7 protein-coding genes and 2 tRNA genes are annotated in these 9,403 nt (G+C 69.9%); all 9 read left to right on the forward strand.

Features of this window, described 5'->3' with window-relative positions; genetic code table 11:
• The first annotated feature begins 4 nt into the window (after window positions 1–4).
• The 9 genes from Q0R63_RS17010 (at window position 5) to Q0R63_RS17050 (ending at window position 8,462) form a co-directional block, all read left to right on the forward strand.
• Window positions 5–610 carry a DciA family protein gene (locus Q0R63_RS17010; protein ID WP_295699876.1) on the forward strand — a complete coding sequence of 202 codons (606 nt, stop codon included), beginning with the start codon at window positions 5–7 and terminating at the stop codon, window positions 608–610.
• A gap of 44 nt (window positions 611–654) precedes the next feature.
• Window positions 655–1,524, forward strand: a complete 870-nt coding sequence (locus Q0R63_RS17015; RefSeq protein ID WP_295699880.1) for a rhodanese-like domain-containing protein — start codon at window positions 655–657, stop codon at window positions 1,522–1,524.
• 432 nt (window positions 1,525–1,956) lie between these two features.
• Window positions 1,957–4,041, forward strand: coding sequence for a DNA topoisomerase (ATP-hydrolyzing) subunit B (gyrB, locus tag Q0R63_RS17020; protein WP_295699883.1), 2,085 nt, complete (start codon window positions 1,957–1,959; stop codon window positions 4,039–4,041).
• A 199-nt stretch (window positions 4,042–4,240) separates the two neighbouring features.
• Window positions 4,241–6,913 (forward strand): DNA gyrase subunit A, encoded by a 2,673-nt coding sequence (gene gyrA / locus Q0R63_RS17025; RefSeq protein WP_295699897.1) that lies wholly within the window; start codon window positions 4,241–4,243, stop codon window positions 6,911–6,913.
• 2 nt (window positions 6,914–6,915) lie between these two features.
• Entirely contained in the window at window positions 6,916–7,509 is a 594-nt protein-coding gene (locus tag Q0R63_RS17030) for a DUF3566 domain-containing protein (RefSeq protein ID WP_295699900.1), read from the forward strand.
• 130 nt (window positions 7,510–7,639) lie between these two features.
• Window positions 7,640–7,716: transfer RNA gene (locus Q0R63_RS17035), tRNA-Ile, on the forward strand.
• Window positions 7,717–7,764: 48 nt separating this feature from the next.
• On the forward strand, window positions 7,765–7,902 hold the full coding sequence (locus Q0R63_RS17040) for a DLW-39 family protein (protein WP_295699886.1): 138 nt from the start codon (window positions 7,765–7,767) through the stop codon (window positions 7,900–7,902).
• Window positions 7,903–7,951: 49 nt separating this feature from the next.
• Window positions 7,952–8,024: transfer RNA gene (locus tag Q0R63_RS17045), tRNA-Ala, on the forward strand.
• A gap of 156 nt (window positions 8,025–8,180) precedes the next feature.
• Entirely contained in the window at window positions 8,181–8,462 is a 282-nt protein-coding gene (locus Q0R63_RS17050; protein ID WP_295699888.1) for a hypothetical protein, read from the forward strand.
• Window positions 8,463–9,403: the final 941 nt, after the last annotated feature.

Consider the following 9,403-nt stretch of genomic DNA (forward strand, 5'->3'; position numbering starts at 1 on the left):
ATCGGTGCCGCCGCCGCCGTCGGACGGTGGCGCCGAGGACCGACCTCAGGCCGACCTCCAGTCTGCTGGCGCTGTCGATGACGCGGGTGCTCCAGAGGGCGGCGAGGAGGCCGACGTCGAGGCGGCCGCCGCCTCCGCCCTGGCCCGGGCCCGCCGCGGCGCACGAGACAAGGGTCTACGACCGGGCCTGAAACCGTTGAAACGACACCGCCGCGACGCCGGCCCGCAGACGCGATCGGGAGCCGGCCGCGACGGCCGCGACCCGGCGCTGGTCGGTGAGCAGCTGGACCGGCTGATGGCCGACCGCGGCTGGCAGCTCGACGTCACGGCCGGCGCCGTCATGGGCCGCTGGCCCCAGATCATCGGGCCCGACATCGCCGAGCACGTGACGCCGGTGTCGTTCGAGCTCGGCGTGCTCACGCTGCGCGCCGACTCCACCGCCTGGGCCACCCAGATGCGGCTGATGGCGTCTGCGATCATCGGCCGGATCGACGAGGAGGCGGGACCGGGCACGGTCATCGAGCTCACCGTCCACGGGCCGAGCGCGCCGAGCTGGAGCAAGGGCCTGCGGCGGGTCAAGGGGCAGGGACCCCGCGACACCTACGGCTGACGGGCACCCACCCCAGCGGCCACCGCGCTCACTAGGCTCGGCGGGTGAGCCGCACCGAGCACCTCGTCACCGCCGCCGACCTCGCCGAGGAGCTGGCCGGCGATGGGTCGCCGCTGCTGCTCGACGTGCGGTGGCACCTCGCCGACGCGCCCGGGGCCGGCCGTGTGCGGTATGCCGCGGGCCACCTCCCCGGGGCACGGTTCCTCGACCTCGAGGCGGTCCTCACGGAGCACACCGGTGACCCCCGCGACGGGCGCCATCCGCTGCCGGACCCGGCCACGCTGACCGCCGGGCTCGGCGCCCTGGGCGTCGGGGCCGACTCCGATGTCGTGGTCTACGACGAGGCCGGTTCGTTCGCGGCCGACCGCGCGTGGTGGGTCCTGCGGTGGGCCGGCATCCGGACCCGGGTCCTCGACGGCGGGATCACGGCGTGGTCCAGGTGGACCGCGCGGGGTGGAGAAGGCGAGGGTGGCGACCTCGAGAGGGGAGACCCGGCCCCCTGGGCACCGACCACCCCCACCCTGCTCACCGGCCGGATGCCGAGCATCACGGCCGACGAGGCCGCGCGCTGGGCCGAGCACGGCACCCTCGTCGACGTCCGGGCCGGCGCGCGCTACCGCGGCGAGACCGAGCCGCTCGACCCTCGGGCCGGGCACATCCCCGGTGCGGTCAACGCGCTGCACGCCGCAGGTCTCTTCACCCCGGACGGGCACCTGCCGTCCGAGGAGGTCCTTCGCGGCGCGGCCGGCGACCTCACCGACGAGGCCGAGCTCGCGGCATACTGCGGCTCGGGCGTCTCGGCGGCCCACAGCGTCCTCGCGCTGGCCGTCCTCGGCGTGGACGCGGCACTCTTCCCGGGCTCGTGGTCCGCATGGTCCAACCACCCCGCACGACCTGCGGCGACGGGACCGTAAGGGGTTCCGCGGGCCGTCCTTCCGCCGCCACACCAAGAGTTGTGCACAGGCCTGTGGACAACGTGGGGGAAACCTCGGCTGCGGGAGGACCGTGCGGGCGCTGAGCGCCGCTCAGAGGCCGGGGTGCGACCGGGGACACCGGCCGTGGGCTGAATCCTCGGGAAACGGCCGTTCCGGGGCCTCCTGATGGGCACGACGCCGCTCCCGACCGCTAGGATGGGGAGTCAAGCGGCGGCCAGCCGGTCCGAGGCGATGGGTCTCGGGGTGGACCGCCGTTACGCGTGCGACCGAGACAAGCCTGGTATGCACCCGCATGATCCGAGAAGGAGCACCGTGCCCGAGGCCGAACCGACGCCCGAATCCGCACCCGACGCGCCCGCAACGAGTCCTCAGCACCCCGCCACGTCACACCCCGCCACATCTCACCCCGCGATGCCCCACCGCGCGAGCGACGTGCCGGACGCCGACAGCCCGGAGTACGACGCCGACGCGATCCAGGTGCTCGAAGGCCTCGAGGCCGTGCGCAAGCGCCCGGGGATGTATATCGGCTCGACCGGCGAGCGCGGCCTGCACCACCTCGTCACCGAGATCGTCGACAACGCCGTCGACGAGGCGCTCGCGGGCGCCAACGACCGGATCGACGTCACCCTCCTCGACAACGGCGGGGTCCGCGTCCAGGACTGGGGCCGCGGCATCCCCACCGGCATCCACTCCTCCGGCACCGTCTCCACGGTCGAGGTCGTCCTCACCCAGCTGCACGCAGGCGGCAAGTTCGGCGGCGGCGGCTACAAGGTCTCCGGCGGTCTGCACGGCGTGGGTTCGTCGGTGGTCAACGCCCTCTCGACCCGCCTCGACGTCGAGGTCCGCCAGCTCGGCCACGTCTGGCGGATGACGTTCCACGACGGTGTCCCGGACGCTCCGCTCGAGCGCGGCGAGGCGTCCGACGAGACGGGCACGACGATCACCTACTGGCCCAACGCCACGATCTTCGAGACCGTGCACCACGACTTCGAGACGATCCGGGCCCGCTTCCAGCAGATGGCCTTCCTCAACAAGGGCCTGACCATCAACCTCGTCGACGAGCGGGTCGACGACGTGTCGCTCGTCCCGGACGGCGAGCCCGACCTCGATCGCACGGAGGACGACGAGATCGAGACGGTCGTCGAGACCGCGGTGGCGGTCGCTGGAGAGGACGCGCCGAAGGCCACCCGCAAGCGCAAGGTCTCCTACCGCTACGACAACGGGCTCGTCGACTACGTCACCCACCTGGTCACCTCCAAGCGGGCCGAGCCGATCCACCCCGACATCATCTCGATCGAGTCCGAGGACCGGGAGCGGTCGCTCAGCCTCGAGCTGGCGATGCAGTGGACGACCTCCTACTCCGAGTCGGTGCACACCTACGCCAACACGATCAACACCCACGAGGGCGGCACCCACGAGGAGGGCTTCCGGGCGGCGCTGACCAAGATGGTCAACGACTTCGCCCGCGCCCAGAAGATGCTCAAGGACAAGGACGAGAACTTCACCGGCGACGACATCCGCGAGGGTCTGACTGCCGTCATCTCGATCAAGCTCGGCGAGCCCCAGTTCGAGGGTCAGACCAAGACCAAGCTCGGCAACTCCGAGGCCAAGGGCTTCGTCCAGCGCGCGATGACCGCCGAGTTCGGCCACTGGCTGGGGGCCCACCCCCGCGAGGGTCGCGACATCGTCAACAAGGCGATCCAGGCGTCGGCCGCGCGGATCGCCGCCCGCAAGGCGCGCGAGTCCACCCGCCGCAAGGGCCTGCTCGAGTCGGGCGGTCTCCCGGGCAAGCTCAAGGACTGCCAGAGCAAGGACCCCAGCCTGTCCGAGGTCTTCATCGTCGAGGGCGACTCGGCCGGCGGCTCGGCGGTCCAGGGCCGCAACCCCTTCACCCAGGCGATCCTCCCGATCCGCGGCAAGATCCTCAACGTCGAGAAGGCCCGCATCGACCGGGTCCTCGCCAACAACGAGGTCCAGGCGCTGATCACCGCCTTCGGCACCGGCATCGGCGAGGACTTCGACCTCGGCCGCGCGAGGTACCACAAGATCGTCATCATGGCCGATGCCGACGTCGACGGCATGCACATCCGGACCCTGCTGCTGACGCTCCTGTTCCGTTTCATGCGGCCGCTCATCGAGGCCGGCTACGTCTACCTCGCCCAGCCCCCGCTCTACCGGATCAAGTGGAGCAACGCCGAGCACGAGTTCGCCTACTCCGACCGCGAGCGCGACGGGCTGATCGCCGAGGGTGAGGCCAAGGGCCGGCGCCGGCCTAAGGAGAACTCGGTCCAGCGCTACAAGGGTCTCGGCGAGATGAACTACCGCGAGCTCTGGGACACCACGATGGATCCCGACACCCGCACGCTGCTGCAGGTCACCCTGGCCGACGCCGCGTCCGCCGACGAGATGTTCGCCATCCTGATGGGCGAGGACGTCGAGTCCCGCCGCGGGTTCATCCAGCGCAACGCGCGCGACGTGCGCTTCCTCGACATCTAGCCCGTATGCCGCGGCGCGGCCACCGCGCGCCGCGGGCACACGGCATACGAATCCGTAACCAGCAGAAGGATCCTGAGTGAGCGAGCAGCCGCCGACCGGCCCGGACGACGAGAACCCTGAGAACCCTGAGAACCCCGAGACTCGTGACGGCGACACCCCCGACGAGGTCATCGAGGGCGAGATCGTCGACGACGACACGATCTACAACTCGGAGTCGGGAGTCGCGTCGGTGCACCTCACCGAGGGTGACCGGGTCGAGCCCGTCGACCTCAACATCGAGATGCAGCGCTCCTACATCGACTACGCGATGGCGGTCATCGTCAGCCGGGCGCTGCCCGATGCGCGCGACGGGCTGAAGCCCGTCCACCGCCGGGTGATCTACGCGATGTACGACGGCGGCTACCGGCCCGACCGCGGTTACAACAAGTGCTCGCGCGTCGTCGGTGACGTGATGGGGCAGTACCACCCGCACGGCGACACCTCGATCTACGACGCCCTGGTGCGGCTCGTCCAGGACTGGACGCTGCGCTACCCGCTCGTCGACGGTCAGGGCAACTTCGGCTCCCGCGGCAACGACGGGGCGGCGGCGCCGCGCTACACCGAGTGCCGGATGGCGCAGATCGCCATGGAGATGGTGCGCGACATCGACGAGAACACCGTCGACATGAAGGACAACTACGACGGGAAGACCCGGGAGCCGGTCGTCCTGCCGGCGCGGTTCCCCAACCTGCTCGTCAACGGCTCGTCGGGCATCGCCGTCGGGATGGCCACCCAGATCCCGCCGCACAACCTGCGTGAGGTGGCCGAGGGCGCCGAGTGGGCGCTGCGGCACCCCGACGCCAGCCGGGAGGAGCTGCTCGAGGCCCTGCTCGGCATCATCAAGGGCCCCGACTTCCCGACCGGCGCGCTCATCATGGGCCGCAAGGGCATCGAGGACGCCTACCGCACCGGCCGCGGCTCGATCATCATGCGGGCGGTCGTCGTCGTCGAGGAGATCGAGGGCCGGCAGTGCCTCGTCGTCACCGAGCTCCCCTACCAGGTCAACCCCGACATGCTCGCGCAGAAGGTCGCCGAGCTCGTCCGCAACGGCAAGCTCTCCGGCATCGCCGACATCCGCGACGAGACGTCGGGGCGCACCGGGCAGCGGCTCGTCATCGTCCTCAAGCGCGACGCGATCGCCAAGGTCGTCCTCAACAACCTCTTCAAGCACACCCAGCTGCAGACCACGTTCGGCGCCAACATGCTGGCCCTGGTCGACGAGGTGCCGCGCACCCTGCCGCTCGACGCCTTCATCCGCTACTGGGTCGAGCACCAGATCGACGTCATCCAGCGCCGCACGGCATACCGGCTCCAGAAGGCCGAAGACCGGATCCATCTGCTGCGCGGCTTCATCAAGGCCCTGGACGCCCTGGACGAGGTCATCGCGCTGATCCGCCGGTCCGAGACCGTCGAGACCGCGCGCGACGGGCTGATCGCGCTGCTCGACATCGACGAGCTCCAGGCCCGCGCCATCCTCGACATGCAGCTGCGCCGGCTCGCCGCGCTCGAGCGGCAGCGGATCACCGAGGAGCACGACGAGATCCAGCGCAGCATCGACGACTACAACGACATCCTCGCCAAGCCGCAGCGGCAGCGCGACATCATCTCGACCGAGCTGGGCGAGATCGTCGCGAAGTTCGGCGACGAGCGGCGCACGAGCATCGAGTTCTTCGACGGCGACATGTCGGTCGAGGACCTCATCCCCGAGGAGGACGTCGTCGTGACGATCACCCGGGGCGGCTACGCCAAGCGCACCCGGGTCGACCTCTATCGGTCGCAGCGCCGCGGGGGCAAGGGCGTCAAGGGCGCTCAGCTGCGCGGGGAGGACGTGGTCGAGCACTTCTTCACGACGACGACCCACCACTGGCTGCTCTTCTTCACCAACCTCGGGCGGGTCTACCGCGCCAAGGGCTACGAGTTGCCGGAGAGCGGCCGTGACGCCAAGGGTCAGCACGTCGCCAACCTGATGGCCTTCCAGCCGGGCGAGGAGATCGCGCAGGTGCTGGCGATCCAGGACTACGAGTCCTCGCCCTACCTCGTCCTCGCGACGCGGGCCGGGTTGGTCAAGAAGACCAGGCTCAGCGAGTACGACTCCCCGCGCAGCGGTGGCCTCATCGCCGTCAACCTCCGCGAGGACGACACGCTTGTCGGGGCCGGTCTGGCGTCGCCCGAGGACGACCTCATCCTGGTCTCCCGCCGCGGTCAGTCGGTGCGCTTCCGCGCCAACGACGAGGCCCTGCGCCCGATGGGGCGGGCGACGTCGGGCGTCACCGGGATGAAGTTCCGCGAGGCCGACGACCTGCTGTCGATCTCGGTCGTGCGGTCCGGCGAGGACCCCGACCTGTTCGTCGTCTTCGAGAACGGGCTGGCCAAGCGCACCCAGTCCAGCGAGTACCCCATCAAGGGGCGGGGGATCTTCGGGGTGCGCGTCGCCCAGGTCTCGGAGCGCGGCGGCGACCTCGTCGGTGCGCTCACGGTCGCCGAGGACGACGAGGTCATGGTCGTCATGGAGAAGGGCAAGATCGTCCGCTCCCGCGTCGACGAGGTGCGTCGCACGGGCCGCAACACGATGGGCGTGATCTTCGCAGCGCCCGACAAGGGCGACGCCATCGTCGCCGTGGCTCGCAACAACGAGCGCGTGGCGCTCGAGGACGAGGCGGAGGGCGGCACCGATGAGGGCAGCGACGCCGTCGGTCTCGAGTTGGCCGCAGATGTCCACGAGGACGCGCTCACGGAAATCTCAGGAGGGGATGGCGTACCGTCTGAGGAGACCACCGAAACCGATGACCCGTCGGATGCGTCGTCCGACGACACCGATGGAGGCAGTGAGTGAGCATGTCAGGCCAAGGCGGTATGCCGAGTGCTGCGGGCAGCGGGACCACAGCGCCCCAGCCGTGGGTCAGCGCGCCCACCGCGACCCCTGCACCGGTCGCGCCCACCCCGACCGCACCCCGGCCGGCGCCCGGTGGTACCCGTCCCGGGCCCGCCGCCACCGCGCAGCGGCCACGCACGGGAGCGCCCACCAAGCGTCCCACCGGTGGTGGTCGCGGCAAGCGGACGACGGCGCGCCGGGTCAAGCTCGCGGTCTCGCGGGTCGACCCCTGGTCGGTCATGAAGATGTCGTTCCTGCTCGCCGTGGCCGCAGGCATCGTCGGTGTCGTCGTCACCGTGGTGCTGTGGCTGATCCTCTCGGGCATGGGCGTCTTCGCCGACATCGACCGCCTCGTCTCCCAGATCCAGCCCGCGACCGGCGGCAGCCAGTTCAAGATCATGGACTACATCGGCTTCGGCCGGGTCGCCTCCCTGGCCATCGTCTTCGGGGTCATCGACATCGTCCTGCTCACGGCCGTGGCCACCCTCTCCGCGTTCCTCTACAACATCTGCTCCGCGCTGGTCGGCGGCCTGCAGCTCACCCTCACCGACGACTGACTCGGTCCGCACGACCGATCCGGGCCACGGGCGTCCACGGGCCAAACCGTTTTGGTCGCGCCGTGCGCAGTGGGGTAATCTCGGGCGTCGTGCCGGGCCTTCGGTCCCAGCACGACTCGCGAGTGATGACGGGCCTATAGCTCAGACGGTTAGAGCGCTTCCCTGATAAGGAAGAGGCCACAGGTTCAAGTCCTGTTAGGCCCACCATCCCCGCTCCATCTCCGGCGGAGGCACACGCATGATCGAGGACCAGGCATGATCAAGAAGCTCCTCATCGTCGTCGCTACCGCGGCCGGCGCGGTGGCCCTCCAGCGGAAGCTGCGCGACCAGAAGGCCGAGCAGGAGCTCTGGGCCGAGGCCACCGACGACGTCCGGTCGCACCTCGCGAACTGATCTGCCGCCCGGGGAGTCCTGGTCGGCCACCACCCGCGCGTGAGCGCACGGGGCCATGGCGCAAGTGGTAGCGCACCTGCTTTGCAAGCAGGGGGTTAGGGGTTCGAGTCCCCTTGGCTCCACCGGAGGGACCGCAGGTCACGGGCCCTCTCCGCTACGGCGAGAGGGCCTTCGGCGTCCTCGTACCCCACGAAAGTACCGCAGTGGGCTCGGTGGACACCGGCTGAGTATCCTGTCGCACCCACGCAGGCCGTCGTCACTCGGGCAGACTTGCGGCCATGGCCTTCTACCTTCGCCCTTGGGACCAGTCGCGCGGTGACGAGCACGCTGAGTGGGGCGCGGCCGTTTACTACTTCTGGGTCCAAGACGGCGTAGTCGAGCAGCAGGTCGAACGCTACGAGGCGGGTGTACTCCTGGCGTACGACCGGTATCACCCTGAAGATCAGTACGGTGGGATGACCCTGGAACCACGAGACCCAGACGAGCGGGTTCGGTTCGAGGTCGACATCGCCACCTATCAAGCAGAGACCGACGGGCAGCCCTTCAACCGCCGGGGCTGATGTGCCTCATCGATAGATGAGGCCGTCTGGTGTGGACTTCGCCCGCGTAGAGGCACGTAAGGACGAGCTGGGCCGAGTCAGTGAGAGCGGCATCGCAGGATGTGGTGAAGGCCCGCTTCCCTGGCTCCCCCGCGTTCCTGTCGCTCTACAGGCCGACCCCCGCCGCAAGTGAACATCTCGAGCGGCCCATCGACCGGATCACTCGGCTCAGCCAGCGCGTGGCCGAGGTCGCCAACCAGCCAGGTGCCCGGGGTCGCCTTCCCTGGCTGCGTGCGCTGCCAGACCAGGCACCTTCCGAGCTCGTCGGGGACTTGGCGATCTGGCGCGCCGCAACAGGCGTGCCGGCGGTCGAGCAACGGGCGGCGGGCCGAACGCTCGAGACATGGTTGAGCAGGAAGCACCAGTCTCGGCTCGAGTGGCGCATCACCGCGAGCGGAGACGAATGGGTCGTACCGACGCAGGCGGTACGCGACCAGGTGGCGAGTGCCCGGATGAGGGGCAGCGGAGCGACTGAGCCATCTTGACGGTGGCCACTCCCCAGGTCCGACGCCGGGGCGTTGACCGGTCCGTGAGCTCATCCAGTGCCGCTGGGAGCGACCTCGGAGCCGCCTGGCGGCCATTGACCACCCTCAGGCAAGGGGGTCCGTGCGAAGCGCTCCCAACCCTGCCGCCGTGCCGACGGTGTGGGAATACCTGATGCCGGGCCCCCTGGGTCCGATCGGGCCAGATAGATTAAGAGTACTTGGCGGCCGGTCCTCCGCCGAGGGAGCGAAGGGGAGCGGTGATGGCAGAGCGAGTTGAAGTCGCGCCTGCCGTGCTTCGCTGGGCCCGGGAACGCTCCGGCCGAAGCGTGAGTGACCTCAAGAAGTTTCCCGTGGCGGCGTGGGAGAATCAGAGTCAGTTCCCGACGATGCGCCAGCTCGCTGAGTACGCCAAGGCCA

Source organism: Lapillicoccus sp., assembly GCF_025353065.1.
Classification (GTDB): Bacteria; Actinomycetota; Actinomycetes; order Actinomycetales; family Dermatophilaceae; genus Lapillicoccus.